The following is a 19,550-nucleotide window of genomic DNA, read 5'->3' as shown; positions in this document are numbered from 1 at the left end:
CAGGCAGGACACCGCATGACCACAATAGCCGCCTATCTCGGCGTCGATGCATCCTTGACCGGACGGCGCTGGATCGGCCCCGGTGCCGAGGAAGACCGCCAGTCAGAGGCGATGGCGCAGCTCACATCACTGCGGCCTGCGCTCTGTCGCACGCTGGTGCGGCGCGGCGTCCCCCCCGAAGAGGCGGCAGGGTTTCTTGCACCGACCTTGCGCGACCTGCTGCCGGATCCCCGCAGCCTGCGCGATATGGATGTCGCCGCAGCGCGGTTTCTGGCGGCGGTCAAGGCCAAGGAACGTATCGCGATCTTTGCGGACTACGACGTGGATGGCGGGTCATCCGCCGCACTTCTGCTGGTCTGGCTGCGCCAGATGGGCCTGCGTGCCACACTCTATATTCCGGACCGCATCGACGAAGGCTATGGCCCCAACGATGCTGCGATGGCGGCGCTGGCCCGCGAGCATGATCTGATCGTCTGCGTCGATTGCGGAACGCTGTCCCATGGTCCGATTGCTGCGGCCCGAGGCGCAGACGTGATCGTGCTGGATCACCACCTGGGGACGGATACACTGCCCCCCGCCGTTGCCGTGGTGAACCCGAACCGGCAGGACGAGGACGGCAAGTTGGCCCACTTGTGCGCTGCATCCGTGGTGTTCCTGCTGCTGGTCGAGGTGAACCGCCTGATGAAATCAGACGGCGCAAGCGGTCCCGACCTGATGGCGATGCTGGATCTGGTGGCCCTGGCGACCGTGGCCGATGTGGCACCATTGGTCGGCGTGAACCGTGCGCTGGTGCGGCAGGGGCTGGTGGTCATGGCACGCCGCGACCGGGTTGGCATCACGGCACTGGCGGATGTGGCCGGGCTGGATCAGGCCCCCACATCGCATCACCTGGGGTTTTTGCTGGGTCCACGGGTCAACGCAGGCGGTCGCATCGGTGCGGCTGACCTCGGTGCCCGCCTTCTGGCGACGGACGACCCACACGAGGCGCAGGCGCTGGCCGAACGGCTGGACCTGCTGAACACGGAACGACGCGACATCGAGGCACGTGTCCGCGAGGTGGCACTGGAACAGGCCACGGCACGCGGCCTGGATGCGCCGCTGGTCTGGGCCGCAGGCGCAGGCTGGCACCCCGGCGTCGTCGGCATCGTGGCCGCCAGACTGAAAGAGGCGACGAACCGTCCCGCCATCGTCATCGGGCTGGATGATGGCATCGGCAAGGGGTCTGGCCGGTCCGTCAGCGGCATTGACCTTGGTGCCGTCATTCAGCGCGTCGCGGCCGAGGGCCTGCTGCTGAAAGGCGGCGGTCACAAGATGGCCGCGGGACTGACCGTGGCAGAGGACAGGCTGGAGGCCGCGATTGACCGCATCGCGACCCTGCTCGACCGGCAAGGTGCCGGCGCATTGGGACCCGCCGACCTGCGCCTTGATGGCGTGCTGATGCCCGGTGCTGCGACGGTGGACCTGATCCGCCAGATCGAACAGGCGGGTCCCTTTGGCGCGGGTGCGCCCGCACCGCGCTTTGCCTTTCCCGACAGCCAGATTCTCTTTGCCAAACCCGTCGGCACCGGCCACCTGAAAATCACCTTTGGCGACGGTCTGGGAACCCGTATCGACGCGATTGCCTTTGGCGCGATGGATGGCCCAATGGGGCCTGCGCTGGCAGGCCACGGCGGTGCGCGTTTTCACCTGGCCGGCAAGCTGGAAATCAACACATGGCAGGGCCGCACGTCACCACAACTGCGTCTCGAGGACGCCGCAGCAGCTGACGTAGGGGCGGTCGAAACTTTTTAGCAAAAGGGTGCAAAATGTCTCTTGCCCCCACCCCGCGGCTTGCCTAAAAGGCCCTCACCAAGCGTGGCCCGTTCGTCTATCGGTTAGGACGCCAGGTTTTCAACCTGGAAAGAGGGGTTCGATTCCCCTACGGGCTGCCACGGTTTTCCCCAGATTTTTCAGACAGTTTGCGAATTTGTCGCAGGCCGCAGCGCGGTATCTGATTGTCGTGTCGCAACACACGGCTAACTGTCTGCCATGCGCAATGATCCCAAGACATCCCGCCCGCTGTCCGTGCCTGCCCACCGGTTGTCCCGGTTGGGCCGTCTGGGATCGATGACAGCCGGAATCGCGGGCAACATGGCGGTAAACGGTGCTGCACAACTGGGTCGCGGTCAGCGCCCGACCTTGCGCGGTCTGATGCTGACGCCTGCGAACATGACCCGGGTCGCGGACCAGCTGGCCAAGATGCGCGGTGCGGCGATGAAGATGGGGCAGCTCATCTCGATGGACACCGGCGATGTTCTGCCGCCGGAATTGTCGCAGATCATGGCGCGGTTGCGCGACGATGCCCATTACATGCCGCCCGCCCAGTTGAAAAAGGTCCTAAATACCCAGTGGCCGACCGACTGGCTGGCGCAGTTCAAATCCTTTGATGTCAGACCCATTGCCGCGGCCTCGATCGGGCAGGTGCACAGGGCGCAACTGCGCGACGGGCGCGATCTGGCGATCAAGGTGCAATATCCCGGCGTGGCCGACAGCATCGACAGCGATGTTGCCAATGTGGGCGCGTTGATGCGCATGTCCGGACTGTTGCCCAAGGGGTTCGACCTGGGCCCCTATCTGGCCGAGGCCCGCAATCAGCTACACCAGGAAACCGATTACGCCCGCGAGGCAGGCCAGTTGACCCGGTTCGGCGATTTGCTGGAGGATGATACGCGTTTCGTCGTGCCGCGATGTCATGCCGACTGGAGCACGCCGCAGATCCTGAGCATGGATTTCGTCACAGGCGTTCCGGTCGAAAGCATCCTCGATCAGCCGCAGCAGGTGCGTGACCGGGTTGCCGCAGACCTGATCGACCTGACACTGCAGGAATTGTTCGTCTTTGGTCATATGCAGACCGATCCGAATTTCGCGAATTACCAATATGATCAGGGCACGGGCCGGATCATATTGCTGGATTTCGGCGCGGCGCAGGCCATTTCCGCCCAGACCGCCCGGAATTACGCCCATTTGATCAGCGCAGGTCTGCGCGATGACGTCGATGCAATGTCGCAAGCGGCGCGCGACATCGGATTTCTGACGGCACAGACCGCCGACGATCACCGCGACCGCATCCTGATGATGATGCGAACGGTCTTTGCCGCGCTGGGTCACGCATCGCGATACGATTTCAGCGACCGCAGCATGTCCCGCCAGATGCAAGCCGAGGGCGTGGCCCTCGCCGAAGCCGGATTTGTACCGCCCCCGCTTCCGATCGAGGTCCTGTTGCTGCAACGCAAATTCGGCGGCGTGTTCCTGTTGGCCGCACGTCTGGGTGCGCAGGTCGATGTCATGGCGTTGATCCACAAAAGATTGCCGCCAAATCCCGAGGTTGGCACCAAATCCGGATAAATGATTGTGCGTGCCCGCCACAGGTCCGAAAAAAGTCATAATGATCCGGCAAACCGTCTGCCACAGCCGCGCGGTATCACTACCGTAAGTTGCAACGGGAAACGAATTCCCGAAACAAGGGGTTGCGATGCAGACGTCTATCCGACAACTGGCCATACCGGTCACAATTGCGCTGACGATCTTTACGACGTGGCTAACCTACGATCTGGCCAGCAAACGCACCGCGACCGCTTTTGAATCGATCACTGCCGACAGCGAAACAGCTATTTTGCAACGTTTAGCAGCGGTGGCATTGGCACTGGATGGTGTCGCTGGTTTGTTGAATGCCTCTGACGACGTCACCCAGCAGGACTGGGTCGACTACGTCAACTCACTCGATATTTCGCGCAACCTGCCTGCCGTGTCCGGCATCGGACTGATTCAGCCGGTTAACCGCGACAATCTGACGGAATTCCTGAATGCAGCGCGTCAGGACAATGTCGGCGAACTCGTGATCCACCCGATCCGGGAGCGCTCTGAAAAGATGGTCATTCGACACATCGAACCCTACGAACCAAATGCCAAGGCGCGTGGATTGGATATCGCCTTTGAGGTCAACCGCTACACGGCCGCAGTCAACGCCCGCAATCACGGCATGACCAAATTGACCGGGCCTCTCGTGCTGGTCCAGGGCGGCAATGATCAGGTCGGTTTCCTGATGCTGCGGCCCCGGTACGCGGTGGGCATGCCGCGCGAAACACTGATGGAACGGCGTGCCGCATTTGTCGACTGGGTCTATGCCCCGATCTTTGCGGAAAATCTGCTGACCGGATTGACCGCCGGTCAGGACCAGATGTTCAACATCACCATCTACGATTCCGCCGACCCCGACACGCCGATTTTCGGTCAGCACGCCTCGGAAGAGGCGGCCTATTCACGCAGTGCGAGCCTGCGGGTCTTTGGTCGTCAGTGGAACATCGTGTGGGCCAGCACACCCCAGTTTTCACAAGCGCAGGGCCACCATGTGGCGTGGCTCGTGCTGGCGGGGGGGGCGTTTATCACGCTCCTGCTGATCGGCTACGTGTCGGCCATTACAAAATCGGAAATACTGGCGAACCGCCAGATCATTTCGAACGAGGACCGCAACCGCGCGATCGTCGACAACGCTGTATTCGGCGTTCTGGTGCTGAACCAGCAGGGCCGGATCATATCGGCCAACACGGCCGCCAAGGCGCTCTTGGGAATGAACGACGATACGCTTGAAGGGCAGCGCCTGCGGGACCTGCTCACCACGCAGGGCCTGACAAACGATTGGACATTCGCCGAGGCGACATACGCGCTGCACGGCGGCCAGACACTCTATCTGGAATTGCAGCGAAACACCTGGCGGGCGGCGAATGGTGAAATACGGCATACCGTCATTCTGCGCGACGTCACCGCACAGACCGAGAGCGCGGAAAAGCTGCGCAAGACCGAGGCACGCTGGAACCTCGCACTCAGTGGTGCCGACATCGGTGTGTTCGACGTCAACCTCGTGACGCAGACGTCGATCGTTTCGGATACCTGGCGTCGCCTTATGGAGATCGACAGCGACGTGCCGATGGACCAGGTGCAGCACATCTTCAAATCACGCATCCACCCCGATGATATCGACCAACTGGAAGCGGCTGATCGTGACTGTATCGCTGGCCTGACCCCCCGGTCGATCAGCGAGTTCCGTGTCAAATTCGACGACGGGACATGGCGCTACATGAAATCAGATGCCGTCGTGGTGGAACGTGATGCAGAGGGAAACGCACTGCGACTGATCGGTGCGCAGACCGACATTCAGGCCCAGCGCGACTTGCAGGATGCTCTTCAGGCCAGCGAGGAGCGCATCCGTCTGGCGCAGGCACATGCACCTGTCAGCATGGTCATCATCGACGGGGACGGCAGCTTGACCGACCCGAACGGCGCAATGGCCAGCCTGACCGGGCGCAGCCGCGCGGAACTGTCTCAAATGCAGCTCAGCGACTTGTTCGGCCCCGCCGAGGGGGCGGAAATCGTGCGTGCGGTCATCAACCTGCAAGGTTGCACCGAAAAGACCTATCGTGGCGAACACAAGATCACCCAGCCCAACGGCGAAATTCGCTGGGGCGTGGTCAAGGTATCCTGGGCCCCCGACCCGAATGCCCGCACAGACCTGTTTGTCATGCAGATCAGCGACGTGACCCAGGAAAAAGAAGCCGCGCGCATCAAGTCCGAATTCGTGGCCACCGTGAGTCATGAATTGCGCACACCACTGACGTCGATCAAAGGCGCGCTTGGCCTGATGGCCAAGGCCGGGCCGAACGCCCCCCCGCGCCTGCTGGATATTGCCCAGTCGAACGTGGACCGGTTGATCTACCTCGTGAACGACATTCTGGACCTCGAGAAGATCGGTGCCGGCAAGCTGGATTTCGATATCAGACCGCAAGTGGGTGTTCTGATGGCGCAACAGGCAATCGAACAGAATGCCCCCTACGCCGAACGCCACGGCGTATCATTGCGGGTTCAGGACGACACCCGCGGTGCCATGGTCCAGGCGGATGTGGACCGCGTTTTGCAAGTGCTGACGAACCTGTTGTCGAATGCCTGCAAATACGCCCCGCTGGGATCGCAGGTCGTGCTTGGCCTCAGTCGCCGGGGCAGCGACCTGCGGTTCAGCGTGACCGACCTTGGCCCAGGCGTGCCCGACAGCTTTCGTGCCCATATTTTCAAGCCGTTCTCGCAGGCCGACAGTTCTGACACCCGCACCAAGGGCGGCACCGGTCTGGGCCTGAACATTTCACGCCAGATCGTCGAGAGCATGGGCGGCCAGATCGGTTTCGATAGCATGCCTGGCCGCACGGAATTCTGGTTCACCTGCCCCATCGCGGATGGCCTTGCCCCGGCGGACATTCAGATCGTCCGGCCAAAAAACAATGTGCGCAAACGCATTCTGCATCTGGAGGATGACAAAGACTTTGCTGAAATCCTGAAACTGAGCTTGCAGGACTTTGCCGATGTGCAGGTCGTGCAATCACTGGCAGAGGTCCGCAAGGCGATGTTCGACGGACTTTTTGACACCGTGATCATTGACTGGGAACTCAAGGACGGGGACGCAGCCGAAGTGGTCGATGCCCTCGTTGATGCGCAGCCGCAGGCCCGATTTGTCGTCCTGTCATCGCACGACCGCCAGCATATCGACACGCGGATCAGCCTGTCGCTGACGAAATCACGTAAATGCGTCGAACAGGTCGTCATGCAACTGCGTGACGTCGCCTAAAGCCAATTCACGAACATGCACATTAACAGCCATTCTTTGGGCATATTTATTTGAAAAATTGATTTGAGGAAACAGCGGCAAATTTACTGCCGTTCATTCCGGAAGAATAGGAAGTATTGATGACGAGTAATTTTTCGACCGTTACCGCCCTCGGCTTTGCGGCCCAGGAATATTCCTTTGGATCTTCGTCATTGTTGGACACATTGTCCGATCCGGTCATCGGATTGGCGGCGGACCGCGACACGATCATCTACATGAACGCTGCGGCACGCGCTCTGTTTGACGCGACCGAAGTTGGCACCAGAACCCTCACATCAATTCCATTCCAGACCGGTCAGGACGCGCTGAAGGCCGCGCTTGCAAGACAGCAGACCTCCCGGAGTGAAGCGCATGTCAGCTACGCGGGTCAGCTCTATTGCATCGAATATCAGCGGTGCGGTCTCTATGACGAGGCGCCCTTCTTGTTGATCTTGCGCAACCGTCAGGCTGGGTCATCAGGCCTGAGCGATGATTTCGTGGCAACCGTCAGTCACGAGCTGCGCACACCGCTCACGTCGGTCAAGGGCGCACTTGGTCTGGCGCTGTCAGGCGCATCCGGCCCGATCACCGACCAGACCCGCAAACTGCTGGATATCGCACATCGCAACGTCGGCAGGCTGATGCTGCTGGTCAACGACATCCTGGACCTCGAAAAAATGTCCAGCGGCAACATGACCTTTGACATGGTTCCGACGGATCTGCGCGCGGTCATCGATGCGGCCTGCGAGGCGAACGCCGATTTCGCCCAAGGCTATGGTGTGAACGTCATCTGTGACATGCCGGACAATCCGGCCATGGCGCTGCTGGATGCTGATCGCATGCACCAGGTCATGACCAACCTGATCTCGAATGCCTGCAAATTCTCTCACAAGGGTGGGACGATCACCATCGTGCTCTTTACCCAAGACGACGGGTCACACCGGATCAATGTCACGGACAGGGGGATCGGTATCCCCGCGGATGCGCTGGAAACGATTTTTGAACGGTTCAATCAGGCAGGATCAATTCATCGCAACCGTTCGGGCAGTACGGGGTTGGGTCTGGCCATCGTGAAAACGATCATCGAATCGCATGACGGCAGCATTGCACTGTCCAGCACACAGGATCAGGGCACCACCGTGACAATCACACTGGCAGACGCATCGCCAAGCGACGAGGACAAGTAGCATCATGATCAAAATTCTCCACGCCGAAGACGACCCCGATATCCGCGAGATCGCCGAACTCGCACTGGGAATGTCGGGACAATTCGAAATCCTGCAATGTGCAGACGGGCAAATGGCCGTGGATCATGCAGCGGATTTCGCGCCTGATGTCCTCTTGCTTGACGTGATGATGCCGAACATGACCGGACCCGAGGTACTGGCCACCCTGCGCAAGGACCCTGCCCTGTCCGATGTGCCCGCGATTTTCATGACCGCACGGGTGCAATCCGTCGAAAAGCAGGCCTTGCTGGACCAAGGTGCCGTGGCCGTCATCGCGAAACCCTTTGATCCGATCACATTGGCAGACGACATAATGGCGGCCCTCAAGATTTGAGATGCCGCCAACTATGTCTCTGGTGGGCTTGCAACCCGCTAATGTTTGACGAAGCTTTCCGAAATATCCAGAAACTGGACCAGCACGCGGATCGCCTGCTCTGGGTCGATTTCTTCTGATTTCAACATATGGGCAATCCGTTCCTCGGCGCGTGATGCCTCGCGCCCCAAACGTTCCAGGCCCAATGTGCCAGCGGTGCCGGCGGTCCGATGCAGATTGGCCTTGGCACGGTCCAACGTCTCGCGGTCATCGCCCGAAACCCCGATCTGTAGCCCAAGCGATATCAGCTCTGCGTGCCTTTCGCGGTATTCGGTCATGAACCGATCACGCAGGCGTTCAATCGCGGCATTCATGGACGACATGGATGACTGGTTCATGCCGAACGCTCCAACATCCAGAACGCGTCCAGATCGCGTTCGCGTTTCTGCGCCTCGGCCTCGGCGTTGGCATGGGCGCGCGACAGGCATTCGATGGCCTGCTGACCCGGCCGCCAGAACAATCTGACCGCCTCACCGACGCACATGCGCAAATGCAGACGCTCGCCCGTGCTGGCATGCAGGTCCATCCGATGGATCGACAGGTTCAGCGCATCCGTGAAACGCCGCGCATCCAGGCGCGCCCCGTCCTCGAGAATGCAGACGAACGTGCCGCTGCCGACATAGGACAACAGCGGATTGAAATGCGCCAGTTCATCGCTCAGCGCCTCGGACAGGTCGGCCATCAGGCAGCGAAAATCGAATTCGGACAGCGCGGAAAAGAACCGATCCGCCTCGCGCAGCGTGACACCTACGACGCTTGAACCGTAGAGCGCGTTCCGCGACAGCTTGGTGATGTAATTTTCCAGCGCGGTCAGGGTGACGACACCATCGACATCGTGGATTTCAAACGGTTGATACAGCGCGAGAGGGCCCGCCGTTTCGCTGACCATGTGACCCGATGGTGTCTGCGTCAGGCGATCATGCGATATCTCGCGTGACGTGATACGCCAGCTGGCCAGTTCCAACTGTTCGGACAGCTCTGCCACGTCAAACGGTTTGTTGATGTAATCCGTGGCACCGGCGGCAAAGGCGCGGTCGATGTGATCCTTGTCGGCCATCGCTGTCAGCATCATGACGGGCGACCGGGCAAAACGCGGATCACGACGAATGTCGCGGCACAACTCGATTCCGTCACGTCCGGGCATCTGGATATCGACCAGAAAACACTCAATGTCCGGATTGAGATCCATCACCCGCAGTGCATCAGTCGCATCAGTAGCCGTCACCAATTGGTGCCCGTCCAGAAAGCCGACGAGGCTGACCAGAAGTTCCAGAATGAACGGATCGTCGTCGACCGCGAGAATTTTCATGACTTATACCCCAAAACACAGGCTTTCCATTTTTTGGAACAACCTAAGATTTCAGTGAACAGGGGAATTAGGTCAAAAAAGTGTTCTGACGGGGACGATTCTTCGGAACCTCAGGTTGTATGGCCTAAATCAGATCAAGTTGGCGGCAACTTTCAGCCTCGTAGCCTCAACAGCAGATCCAGTGACGGTTCTCCGGTCACGGCCAGTCCGTTGCGCTGCTGATAGGCCGTGATTGCGGCTCTGGAATTCGCGCCCAACACACCGTCGGCACCTTGTGTATCGAACCCTGCCGCCGTCAGGCGCTGTTGCAGCTCCTTGCGGGTGTCGCCCGTCAGACCATAGCGGTCGGGCGGGAAACTGCCGCGGATCGGGCCTGCACCGATGATCCGGTCGGACAGATGCCCCACGCCGATCGCGTAAGAATCGGAATTGTTGTATCGCTTGATCGCGTTGAAATTCGGCCCGACCGCGAATGTCGGACCACCGGCCTGCGGCGTCAGACGACGCGTTCCGGCTGCGGCCCCGGGCGACCCGATCTCGCCCCCCCAGGGCTCGCCCCGGCGCCAGCCTGACCGCGCGAGATACGCTGCCGTGCTGGCCAGCGCATCGGTCGGATCCTCGCCCCATATGTCGCGCCTGCCATCGCCCGTGAAATCAACGGCATATTCAAGATAGGACGTCGGGATAAACTGCGTGTGCCCCATCGCCCCCGCCCAGCTGCCGGTCATCCGATCGGGCGTAATATCCCCGCTTTGCAGGATCCGCAGCGCGCCAATCAGCTGGCTTTCAAAAAATGCACCGCGACGGCCGTCAAATGCCAGCGTCGACAAGGCGGAAATCACAGGCACATCGCCACGGCGTTCCCCAAACATGCTCTCGAGCCCCCAGACCGCCGTGACGACATGCGCCTCGACGCCGTATCGCGCCTCGATCCGGGCCAACGGATCGCGGTAGCGTGCATAATTGGCGCGCCCCTTGGCGATACGTTCCTCTGATGCGGCAATCGCCAGATATTCCTCCAGCGTGCGTGTGAATTCTGTCTGGTTCCGGTCGCGTTCGACCACGTCGGGCAGGAAACCGGCACGCGCAAATGCCCGGTCCAGTATCGCCTGCGTGATACCCGCATTGGCTGCACGACCCTGAAAACCGGCCACCCAGGCGTCATAGGCCGGATTTGCAACGGCCTGCATGGCGGGTGCAGCCGCAGGACCAGCCATCACAGTGCCGCCGCCGCGTCCACCACAGCCCGCGAGCACGCTGGCCAGCGCGCCCAGGGAAAACATTCGTCTGCTCGTCAACATGTTCGTCGCCCGTTTCTGGATATTTTACCCAACCCTATCGAAACGCGATCCCACAGGTAAGGGCGTCCGATGCCGACCCGCGGATTTCCTCTGACCGTGAAATCTTTCATTTCGCCCTTCGCACGCGGTCCGCTGCCTACGATATTTAGGCCAGAACAGACGACGATACGCCATGCAGGTGAAACGGACACATCGCGGGCCCGCATGTCTGCTGGCTACACCTGGTTCTGATTTCAGCCCCTTTTCCAGGACAGCCAGATCACAACGATGGCACCCGCAAACGTCGCTGCCGTCAGCTGGCCCCAGACCAATCCCGATTGTTGCTGATAGACGACGCCGGACTGGACATCAAAACAGCGCCCCATGGCATCAAAACAGTCACGCCAGCGGACATGCATCACATGAAAGAGAAAGGCAAAGACACCGGACAAGCCAAGCAGACTCAGCGCGACCAGCCTCACGAACATGATCCTTGCTGCATTGACGACCCTCTGCGCCTGCTCACCACATATGTCACGAAAAATAGCCGACCAAAGACAGCCATGTCACGCGGCAACACTTGATCGCTTTGGCCGCCATTTTGGGCGCGCAGGCATCGTGGCCCAAATTCACGCAAACCCGCAGATCGCATCAGCCGCATCACGCAAAAAAGGCCTCTCACGCGCATGCAGCGCAACCGGATACGCGCAATGCCTGCCTACCGACCGCAAGCGTCTGGCCCACCCACTTTCGATACCGCGACGTCTGACAAGCCAGCCGCCTTGCCAAGCAGATTTCCAATAACAAAGCCTACGGATGGACGCATTGAAGCAACCGCAAACCCAACCGGAACATCACAGGCCCAGGCCGAACACGACCCGATCCATCACAATATTTCGGTAAGTTTAAATGGTGCCCAGGGGCGGAATCGAACCACCGACACGAGGATTTTCAATCCACTGCTCTACCCCTGAGCTACCCGGGCACCGGGACGGATATTTCCGTCGGGTAGCGGCGTTCTAGGCAAGGATTGACGGGGTGTCCAGAGCCTTTTGACGCGAATTAGTGAGGTTTCTCGGAACCGTCCCAAACATCGTCGTCACCCTGCTCTTCGGGGGCGGCGGGGATGACATAGGATCCGCTGAACCAGCGGGCCAGATCGATATCGGCGCAGCGTTTGGAACAGAACGGGCGCATTTTGGGGTCGGTTTCGCGGTCACAGATCGGACAGGCCATCACGACACCTCAAACGGCAGACGTTCACGTTTGCGCTGCAACTCGAACAGGCCCATCGTGGTCCAGCCCACCAGCGATGTTTCGACCGCGTCAGCACGAAATGCCGCCCGCAAGGCCTGTTCGACCTGCCTGCGATGCGCCTTGGACATCGGTGCGAAATCAACGGCGATTTGCCCGCCGAAACCACGCAGGCGCAATGCGCGCGGCAGAAGCCGAGAGGCAGACAGGTTCGCCTTGAGCGCGGCAGCGGGCGAGGTATCGCCGCCGGTGTTCACATCCACTGCGACCAAGGCGCGTGTCGCCTCGACATACATGGACCCGCCGTCCAGTTCCACGCGTGGCTGGCCCAGGTTGTCGATCTGATCCAGCACACCCAGATCGGCAAAGCTGCCGTCACGGGTGACGACCTCGGCCGGGCGGGTCCATTCACGCCAGGCCAGCGCATGAGGTCCGTCACCTTCGGTCAGTGCCTCAGGGCCTGCGCCCTCTGCGTCATCCATCACGGCCAAGGCCAGATCATGCATCGCCGCGATATCCTCGATGATATCGGACGCTTCGGCACCCTCGCAGGAAGACCGCAGAATCAATCCCATGTCGCCGTCGTAATTTTCCAGCGCAACCAGTTTCAACCTGTCGCGTTCATCATCATCCGCGATCTGGCGCGAGATATTGACCCCCGGTTTTCCGGGCGTGACGATCGCGTAGCGGCTTTTGAACAGCACCCGGTCCGTGACAGGCACCGCCTTGCCGTCGGTGGCGTAGCCGGTCACCTGAACCAGCATCGGCTGGCCCGGCTTCAGGCCGCGGCCCTGTCGCAGGAATGCCGTCTCGCCGTCGGGCAGCCGCAGCATCATGCCGCCCTGCCCCTTGAGCGGGCGGTCGCAGATCGCGCGGAAAATGGCACCCGGTCGCGGGGCGTCGACAGCATCGACCAGCAGGTCGTCCAGCTGCCCGTCCACCATCAATGCGGCGGCTTCTGCGCCATTGAAATGATCCAGAACGATCGTGCGGCCCTTCATCGGGGGTCTCCATAAACGGGATAGCCTGCGGCCATCAGCAACGTGGCGGCCTCGGCCAGCGGCAGGCCGACGACGCCCGTGAAACTGCCGTTCAACCAAGGGATAAATGCGCCGGCGGGTCCCTGAATGGCATAACCACCAGCCTTGCCGCGCCAATCATCGGTCGCGAGATAGGCGTCCATTTCAGCCACAGACAGACGTTTCATGCGCACTGCCGTCTGCACATCCCGCGTCCAGACACGATCACCACGTTTGACCGCCATCGCGGTGATGACGTTGTGGCGACGCCCCGACAACAAGGTCAGAAATGCCCGTGCCTCGTCGACATCGGCAGGCTTGCCCATGATCCGCCGGCCAGCGGCGACAGTGGTATCGGCACAAAGCACGATGGCATCTTCAGCCGCCACGGCATCCACCTTGGCGCGGGCGATGCGCTTGACGTAGTCGCGGGGCAGCTCGCCCGCATGCACGGATTCGTCCACGTCCGGCGGCAGCACCGCGTCAGGCACCACGCCGATCTGCGCCAAAAGCTCCAGTCGCCGGGGCGAACCAGAGCCGAGGATCAGGCGGGGTTTTTGGGGGTTTGACATAACTTCACCCGTTCATGTGCCGGGTGACGGATGCAGATCGCCCTGCGATCCGCAGACCCGCACGGGCCGAAACCGTCGGTTTCGACCTATTTGAAACGATAATTGATCCGACCCTTGGTCAGATCGTAGGGGGTCATTTCGACCTGCACCTTGTCGCCAGCGAGGACACGGATGCGGTTCTTGCGCATCTTGCCAGCCGTATGTGCGATGATCTCATGGCCGTTTTCCAACTCGACCCGGAATGTCGCATTCGGCAGCAGTTCCTTCACGACGCCCGGAAATTCGAGAAGTTCATCCTTGGCCATGTGGTCTCCTGTGATTGCTTTGCCCCGGTATCCGGGGACCGCGCCTAGATGCGCCCGATTGAACGGGTTTTCAAGGGGAAATACGGGCCAGAGGTGTGGGACGTCAGGACGCGCGGCCCTGTCCCGACACAAACGGCACGAACTGACGCAGCTTGGACAGGTTCTTGACCGCGATCGTGCCCCATCCCCCGATGCCGTTTCGCCGCAAGGCCAGACGGTCCTCGCGCATTTTCAACAGGATTCGGTCCAGCGACCGGTTGCTTTCCCCGCCGACCCGCATCTTGACCAGCACGCGTGGCAGATAGACCGGCTGAACCGTGGTCGTGCTGAAATAGCGCAGGATCAGGTCATAATCCGCCGCGATCCGCAGCGCTGGATCATAGCCACCGATCCGGTCAAAGACCGCGGCCCGCAGGAACAGGGTCGGATGCGGCGGCATCCAGCCGCGCCGCAGTCGGGCCGGACGATACGCACCTGCCTGCCAATGCCGCACGATCCGGCGCGTATCGGATTTCTGAACATAGTCCAGATCACCATAAACCGCCTCGACCGCCGGATCTGCAAAGATGGCCGCAATATCGGACAGGACATGATCATCGGCCAGATAATCGTCCGCATGAACGACCCCGATCACATCCCCGGTGGCGCGGGCGATCCCCTTGTTGATGGCGTCATAGATGCCGCGATCCGCCTCGGATATCACAATGCGTCCGCCCTGCCCCATGCCCGCGATGACCGCCAGCGTGTCGTCTTGCGACAATCCGTCGACAATGATGTGTTCCACATCCACACCCGTCTGCGCATCAACGCTGGCAACCGCCTGCCCCACGGTGGCCGCCGCGTTATACACCGCAGTGATGATCGAGATTTTCATGCAGGCCGGCTCGGTCATTCCGCGCAGGGCGGGCCGAACCGCTCTTGCAGGTGGCGCACGATCTGGTCGCGGGTCTGACGATAGAGCGCGAGTTTTTCCTCGCGATTGTCCCCCATGCCGGTCGGGTCCAGCAAAGGCCAGTATTCCACGTCCAGATGATAGAACTGCGTCAGATCCAGCGCGCGCCGCTGACTTGCAGGCGACAAGGCCAGCACCAGATCGAACGACGACAGATCATCGCCCCAGTCTTCCATCTCGTCGAAACTGCGCGACCGGTGGCGTTCCAGCTCGACCCCGATTTCGGCGCAGACGGTGATTGCGAAACCGTCGATTTCCATGTCGTTGTTGACACCGACGGACTGGATGTAGGCACGGGTGCCATACATCTTTTTCATGATGCCCTCGGCCATGGGCGAACGCACGGCGTTGTGGTCGCAACAAAACAGGACCGATTGCGGCAGGCTTGCCGCCGGAGGTTTGCCGTCAGCCGCCAAAATGCAACACGCAGATCAGCGTGAACAGACGACGCGCCGTGTCGATGTCGACCTCGGCCTTGCCATCCAGACGTTCCTGCAACACGCGCGCGCCTTCGTTGTGAATGCCGCGCCGCGCCATATCGATGGTTTCAATCTGGCTGGGGGCCGCGGTTTTCACCGCATCGAAATAGCTTTCGCAGATTTGGAAATAGTCTTTGACGACCTGACGGAATGGTCCCAGCGACAGATGAAACGCGCCCGCCTCACCCAGATTGGCGTCCCTAACATCGAACACCAGCCTGCGGTCCCGGATCGACAGCGCCAGATCATATGGACCCGGCGGGACCTTGCGACCGTCCTTGGCGGGCAGCACAAAGGTGTTGTCCTCCAGCAGATCGAAAATCGCGACCCTGCGTTCCTGCTCGATTTCGGCAGAGGGTGCCGGCAGCCCGCTGTCATCGAGATTGATGGTGACGATCCGGCTCATGACTGGTTCAACCGGTCCAGCCGGGCCTGCACGCTGAGGCCGTGCGCCTCCAGGCTCTCGGAGGTGGCCAGTCGCACGGCAGACGGCCCGACAGCCGCCAGTGCCTGCGGCGTCATGCGGGCGATGGTGGTGCGTTTGACAAAATCCATCACGGACAATCCACTTGAAAACCGTGCTGACCGAGCAGTGGGCAGCACGTGGTTCGGACCTCCAATGTAGTCGCCGATCGCCTCTGGCGTCCAGCCACCGACAAAGATTGCGCCCGCGTGCGTGATCCGCGCCGCCAGCGCCTCGGCGTCATTCACGCACAGTTCCAGGTGTTCGGGCGCGATCCGGTCCGACAGGGCAACCGCAGCGTCCAGATCAGGCACCGTGATGATCGCCCCGAAATCGCGCCAGCTGGCCCCCGCGATCTTGCGCCGTTCCAGCGTCTGCAGCCGTGCATCCACCGCATCCGCCACCGCACGGCCAAAGGCTGCGTCGGTCGTGATCAGGATGGATTGCGCGCTTTCGTCATGTTCGGCCTGCGACAGCAGGTCCAGCGCGATCCAGTCGGGATCGTTGTCCGCATCTGCGATGACCAGAATTTCGGACGGGCCCGCGATCATGTCGATGCCGACCTTGCCGAACACCCGGCGTTTGGCCGCCGCGACATAGGCATTGCCCGGTCCCGTGATCTTGTCCACCGGCGCGATGGTTTCGGTCCCATAGGCCAGTGCCGCAATCGCCTGCGCGCCGCCGATCCGGTAGATTTCATCGACGCCCGCGATGCGTGCCGCCATCAACACCAGCGGGTTCAGCACACCGTCCGGGCTGGGCACGACCATCGCCAGACGCCCCACGCCCGCCACCTTGGCCGGAACCGCATTCATCAAAACGGACGACGGATAGCTGGCCAGCCCCCCCGGCACATAGAGACCCGCGGCAGACACAGGCGTCCAGCGCCAGCCCAGCGTTGCGCCGGCCTCGTCCTCCCACTGGGCATCCTCGGGCAGTTGGCGTGCGTGATAGGCCCTGATGCGTGCCGCCGCCAGTTCCAGTGCGGCCCGGTCGTCATTGCTGACCTGTGCACAGGCTGCATCGACTTCGGCGGTTGAAATCCGCAAGGTATCCGGCGTCAGCGTCAAACGGTCGTATTTTTCGGTCAGCGCAATCAGCGCCGCATCACCCTGCGCCCGAACCTGGGCAATGATGGCGGCGACAGCATCGTCCACATCGGGCGAATCCTCGCGTTTGGCTGTCAGCAGCGCCAGAAAACGGGTTTCGAAATCGGCGTCATCGTAGTTCAGAAAATCGGGCATCGGGTCCCTCATCAGGCACCTGTGGTGCCGCTGGGCAAATCAACAATCATGCGCGGCACAGCCGCCAGTCAGATCAAGCGCAGTCAATCCGGATGATGCGGAACCTTGCCTGAAACCGCGACATAGGGCCGGGTCACATCTTTCAACACGACGCCCAGCGCCTCAACGCCGCAGGAAATCACACCGTCCCCCGCCAGCGTCAGCACGACCGCGCCCGTGCCGTCCGGGCCGAGTTCGAATGTGATATCCAGCAACGACAGGATCGTGTCGGCATCGCCCTTGGGCACGCCCTGGCTTTTGACGCCCGTCACGTCCTCGATCAACAAGACCGACTGAACCCGTTCCGGCCGGTGACCGGGTGCCAGGCTGCCCTTGTCCTCCCAGCGGAACCGGTTGAGCAATACTGCAAAACGGCGTTCGGCTGGGGTCCAGCGCATTTCGGACGCCGGAAAAACCGAATCCTGCGAAAGCGAGGCCACGACCTGCAAATCGGCCGCATCCCAGGCCATCAGGCGCAGCGGCTTTTCCGCGCCATCCTCGAATCTCGCATCCGTCATACGCCCGGCACCCTTGCGATCTGTGCGCCCACGGCGCTCAGCTTGTCTTCGACATGCTCATAGCCGCGATCCAGGTGGTACACCCGGTTCACGGTTGTCTCGCCCTCGGCGGCCAGTCCGGCCAGGATCAGCGACACGCTGGCGCGCAAATCGGTGGCCATGACCGGCGCGCCCTTCAGACGGTCGACCCCGCGCACGGTCGCCTGACCGCCCTGCACCTCGATATCGGCCCCCATGCGGATCAGCTCTGGCGCGTGCATGAACCGGTTTTCGAAAATCTTTTCTTCCAGCACGCTGGTGCCATCCGCAAGGCACAGCATCGCCATCATCTGCGCCTGCAAATCGGTCGGAAAACCTGGGAAAGGTTCCGTGACCACATCGACCGCCCGGGGACGGTCGCCGCGCAGCTTTACCTTCAGACCTGCTTCGGTTTCGGCCACATCGACACCCGCCAGATCCAGCTTTTCGGCAAATGCCGTCACCAGCTCCATCCGGCCGCCCAGGCATTCCACCTCGCCGCCGCAGAACACCGGGGCCAGCATGTAGGTGCCCAGTTCGATCCGGTCTGTCACCACGGGGTGCGTTGCAGCACCAAGCCGGTCGACCCCCTGGATTTCGATGGTTGACGTGCCCTCGCCCGCGATCTGCGCGCCCATCGCCCGCAGACACCGCGCGAGGTCCACGATTTCCGGCTCGCGCGCTGCGTTCTCGATCACGGTCGTGCCCTTGGCCAGTGTGGCGGCCATCAGCACGTTTTCCGTGGCACCGACGCTGGCAAAGCGCAACGGGACCCGTGCGCCCTTCAACCCGCCGCTGGCGGTGGCATGCAGATAGCCGTCGCGCAGTTCGATCGTGGCACCCATCAGTTCCAGTGCGTCGATATGAATGTCCATCGGCCGCGCCCCGATTGCACAGCCACCGGGCAGAGACACCACCGCCTTGTGGTGCCGCGCCAGCAGCGGACCAAGCACGAGGTTGGACGCCCGCATCTTGCGCACGATTTCATAATCGGCCGTGGTCGAGGTCATGTCGTGGCTCGACAGGACTTGCACCTTGCCGCCCTGCATCGACGTCACCTCGACGCCCAGCGATTCAAGCAGGGCCGTCATTGTCTTGATGTCCGACAGGCGCGGCACATTGGTCAGCGTCAGCGGCTCTTCGGACAGCAGGGTCGCGGGCATCAGTGTCAGCGCCGCATTCTTGGCCCCCGCAATCGGAATCTGCCCGTTCAACGGCTTGCCGCCCGTGACGACGATGGAATCCATGTGATTGCCCTAACTTGGTCTATGTCTGCCGCGCGGTGTTACAGCGACAGCAGCCGCAGGTCCAGCGCAGGCGGGTCAGTCGTCGTCGCCCGCCTCCTGCGCCGCACGCGCCCGTGCCTGCGCCTTGCGCTTGGCCATATTCGCCTTGAGGGCGGCCTTGAGCCGTTCCTCGCGCGTCAGAGCCTTATCGGGGCGCAGGGCGCGCGCCTGTGGTGCCGGTGATTTCTCTGTCATGTCGTTGTTCTAGCCTTCCCGTGAAAAAGCGTCCAGACGGGGCTTGCACCCCGCAAAGCTATTCGCTAATTCCCCGCCCACGGATGCTGTGGTAGCTCAGTGGCAGAGCACACCCTTGGTAAGGGTGAGGTCGAGAGTTCAATCCTCTCTCACAGCACCATCCCCCATTTCATCCTGACGTACGTAATTGGTCGGTCATGCGGCGCATCAATGTGCAGACTGTGCCGGGATAACGTCACACAGAAACGAAAAGCCATTTTTTTGCAAACAGGCGTTCAAACCTGCCGTCACGATGGTTAGCAAGAGGCGGGTGCGATGTGGCGGTCGGTGTGCACAGCGCCGGACACCACG

20 protein-coding genes and 3 tRNA genes are annotated in these 19,550 nt (G+C 61.4%); 7 read left to right on the top strand and 16 right to left on the bottom strand.

Annotated features, from left to right (window positions below; translation table 11 throughout):
* Positions 1-15 precede the first annotated feature (15 nt).
* From recJ to LGQ03_RS10990, 6 genes are all read left to right on the top strand, one after another.
* Positions 16-1,791 (top strand): single-stranded-DNA-specific exonuclease RecJ, encoded by a 1,776-nt coding sequence (recJ, locus tag LGQ03_RS11015; RefSeq protein WP_226748430.1) that lies wholly within the window; start codon positions 16-18, stop codon positions 1,789-1,791.
* Positions 1,792-1,856: 65 nt separating this feature from the next.
* Positions 1,857-1,931: transfer RNA gene (locus LGQ03_RS11010), tRNA-Glu, on the top strand.
* A gap of 97 nt (positions 1,932-2,028) precedes the next feature.
* On the top strand, positions 2,029-3,384 hold the full coding sequence (locus LGQ03_RS11005; protein WP_226748429.1) for an ABC1 kinase family protein: 1,356 nt from the start codon (positions 2,029-2,031) through the stop codon (positions 3,382-3,384).
* Between the two features lie 127 nt (positions 3,385-3,511).
* Entirely contained in the window at positions 3,512-6,649 is a 3,138-nt protein-coding gene (locus LGQ03_RS11000) for a CHASE domain-containing protein (protein ID WP_226748428.1), read from the top strand.
* Positions 6,650-6,768: 119 nt separating this feature from the next.
* The gene (locus LGQ03_RS10995) at positions 6,769-7,854 is read left to right on the top strand and encodes a sensor histidine kinase (RefSeq protein WP_226748427.1); all 1,086 of its coding nucleotides are present in this window, start codon (positions 6,769-6,771) and stop codon (positions 7,852-7,854) included.
* Between the two features lie 4 nt (positions 7,855-7,858).
* The gene (locus LGQ03_RS10990; RefSeq protein WP_226748426.1) at positions 7,859-8,227 is read left to right on the top strand and encodes a response regulator; all 369 of its coding nucleotides are present in this window, start codon (positions 7,859-7,861) and stop codon (positions 8,225-8,227) included.
* Between the two features lie 38 nt (positions 8,228-8,265).
* On the opposite strand, the gene LGQ03_RS10985 is transcribed toward LGQ03_RS10990, so the two are convergent.
* From LGQ03_RS10985 to LGQ03_RS10910, 16 genes are all read right to left on the bottom strand, one after another.
* On the bottom strand, positions 8,266-8,604 hold the full coding sequence (locus tag LGQ03_RS10985; RefSeq protein ID WP_226748425.1) for an Hpt domain-containing protein: 339 nt from the start codon (positions 8,602-8,604) through the stop codon (positions 8,266-8,268).
* Positions 8,601-9,575, bottom strand: coding sequence for a response regulator (locus LGQ03_RS10980; protein ID WP_226748424.1), 975 nt, complete (start codon positions 9,573-9,575; stop codon positions 8,601-8,603). The genes LGQ03_RS10985 and LGQ03_RS10980 overlap by 4 nt, the downstream gene beginning before the upstream one ends.
* A gap of 152 nt (positions 9,576-9,727) precedes the next feature.
* Entirely contained in the window at positions 9,728-10,876 is a 1,149-nt protein-coding gene (locus LGQ03_RS10975) for a lytic murein transglycosylase (RefSeq protein ID WP_226748423.1), read from the bottom strand.
* A gap of 233 nt (positions 10,877-11,109) precedes the next feature.
* On the bottom strand, positions 11,110-11,337 hold the full coding sequence (locus LGQ03_RS10970) for a hypothetical protein (RefSeq protein WP_226748422.1): 228 nt from the start codon (positions 11,335-11,337) through the stop codon (positions 11,110-11,112).
* A 428-nt stretch (positions 11,338-11,765) separates the two neighbouring features.
* A tRNA-Phe gene (locus tag LGQ03_RS10965) sits at positions 11,766-11,840 on the bottom strand.
* Between the two features lie 77 nt (positions 11,841-11,917).
* Positions 11,918-12,091 carry a DNA gyrase inhibitor YacG gene (locus tag LGQ03_RS10960; protein WP_226748421.1) on the bottom strand — a complete coding sequence of 58 codons (174 nt, stop codon included), beginning with the start codon at positions 12,089-12,091 and terminating at the stop codon, positions 11,918-11,920.
* Entirely contained in the window at positions 12,091-13,110 is a 1,020-nt protein-coding gene (locus LGQ03_RS10955) for a ribonuclease E/G (protein ID WP_226748420.1), read from the bottom strand. Before LGQ03_RS10955 ends, LGQ03_RS10960 begins: the two co-directional genes overlap by 1 nt.
* Complete coding sequence (locus tag LGQ03_RS10950) at positions 13,107-13,700, bottom strand: Maf family protein (protein ID WP_226748419.1); 594 nt, start codon at positions 13,698-13,700, stop codon at positions 13,107-13,109. The genes LGQ03_RS10955 and LGQ03_RS10950 overlap by 4 nt, the downstream gene beginning before the upstream one ends.
* Before the next feature lie 86 nt (positions 13,701-13,786).
* Positions 13,787-14,005, bottom strand: coding sequence for a translation initiation factor IF-1 (infA, locus tag LGQ03_RS10945; RefSeq protein ID WP_056038395.1), 219 nt, complete (start codon positions 14,003-14,005; stop codon positions 13,787-13,789).
* A 103-nt stretch (positions 14,006-14,108) separates the two neighbouring features.
* Positions 14,109-14,879: a glycosyltransferase family 2 protein gene (locus LGQ03_RS10940; protein ID WP_226748418.1), complete on the bottom strand. Its 771-nt coding sequence runs from the start codon at positions 14,877-14,879 to the stop codon at positions 14,109-14,111.
* A gap of 14 nt (positions 14,880-14,893) precedes the next feature.
* On the bottom strand, positions 14,894-15,373 hold the full coding sequence (locus tag LGQ03_RS10935; RefSeq protein WP_226748417.1) for an arsenate-mycothiol transferase ArsC: 480 nt from the start codon (positions 15,371-15,373) through the stop codon (positions 14,894-14,896).
* The gene (locus tag LGQ03_RS10930; RefSeq protein WP_226748416.1) at positions 15,363-15,842 is read right to left on the bottom strand and encodes a UPF0262 family protein; all 480 of its coding nucleotides are present in this window, start codon (positions 15,840-15,842) and stop codon (positions 15,363-15,365) included. Before LGQ03_RS10930 ends, LGQ03_RS10935 begins: the two co-directional genes overlap by 11 nt.
* Positions 15,839-17,143, bottom strand: a complete 1,305-nt coding sequence (gene hisD, locus LGQ03_RS10925) for a histidinol dehydrogenase (protein ID WP_226748476.1) — start codon at positions 17,141-17,143, stop codon at positions 15,839-15,841. Before hisD ends, LGQ03_RS10930 begins: the two co-directional genes overlap by 4 nt.
* 83 nt (positions 17,144-17,226) lie before the next feature.
* Positions 17,227-17,700 (bottom strand): DUF2948 family protein, encoded by a 474-nt coding sequence (locus LGQ03_RS10920; RefSeq protein WP_226748415.1) that lies wholly within the window; start codon positions 17,698-17,700, stop codon positions 17,227-17,229.
* Positions 17,697-18,965: a UDP-N-acetylglucosamine 1-carboxyvinyltransferase gene (gene murA, locus LGQ03_RS10915; protein ID WP_090158928.1), complete on the bottom strand. Its 1,269-nt coding sequence runs from the start codon at positions 18,963-18,965 to the stop codon at positions 17,697-17,699. The genes LGQ03_RS10920 and murA overlap by 4 nt, the downstream gene beginning before the upstream one ends.
* A gap of 75 nt (positions 18,966-19,040) precedes the next feature.
* Entirely contained in the window at positions 19,041-19,199 is a 159-nt protein-coding gene (locus LGQ03_RS10910; protein WP_226748414.1) for a hypothetical protein, read from the bottom strand.
* Between the two features lie 85 nt (positions 19,200-19,284).
* On the opposite strand from LGQ03_RS10910, the gene LGQ03_RS10905 reads away from it, so the two are divergent.
* Positions 19,285-19,359, top strand: a tRNA-Thr gene (locus LGQ03_RS10905).
* The last annotated feature ends 191 nt before the right edge of the window (positions 19,360-19,550 follow it).

The sequence above is a fragment of the Loktanella gaetbuli genome, assembly GCF_020531945.1.
In the GTDB taxonomy this organism is placed as follows: Bacteria; Pseudomonadota; Alphaproteobacteria; order Rhodobacterales; family Rhodobacteraceae; genus Loktanella; species Loktanella gaetbuli.
The sequence above is the reverse complement of the archived record's forward strand: the minus strand, read 5'-3'. Positions and strand labels throughout refer to the sequence as shown.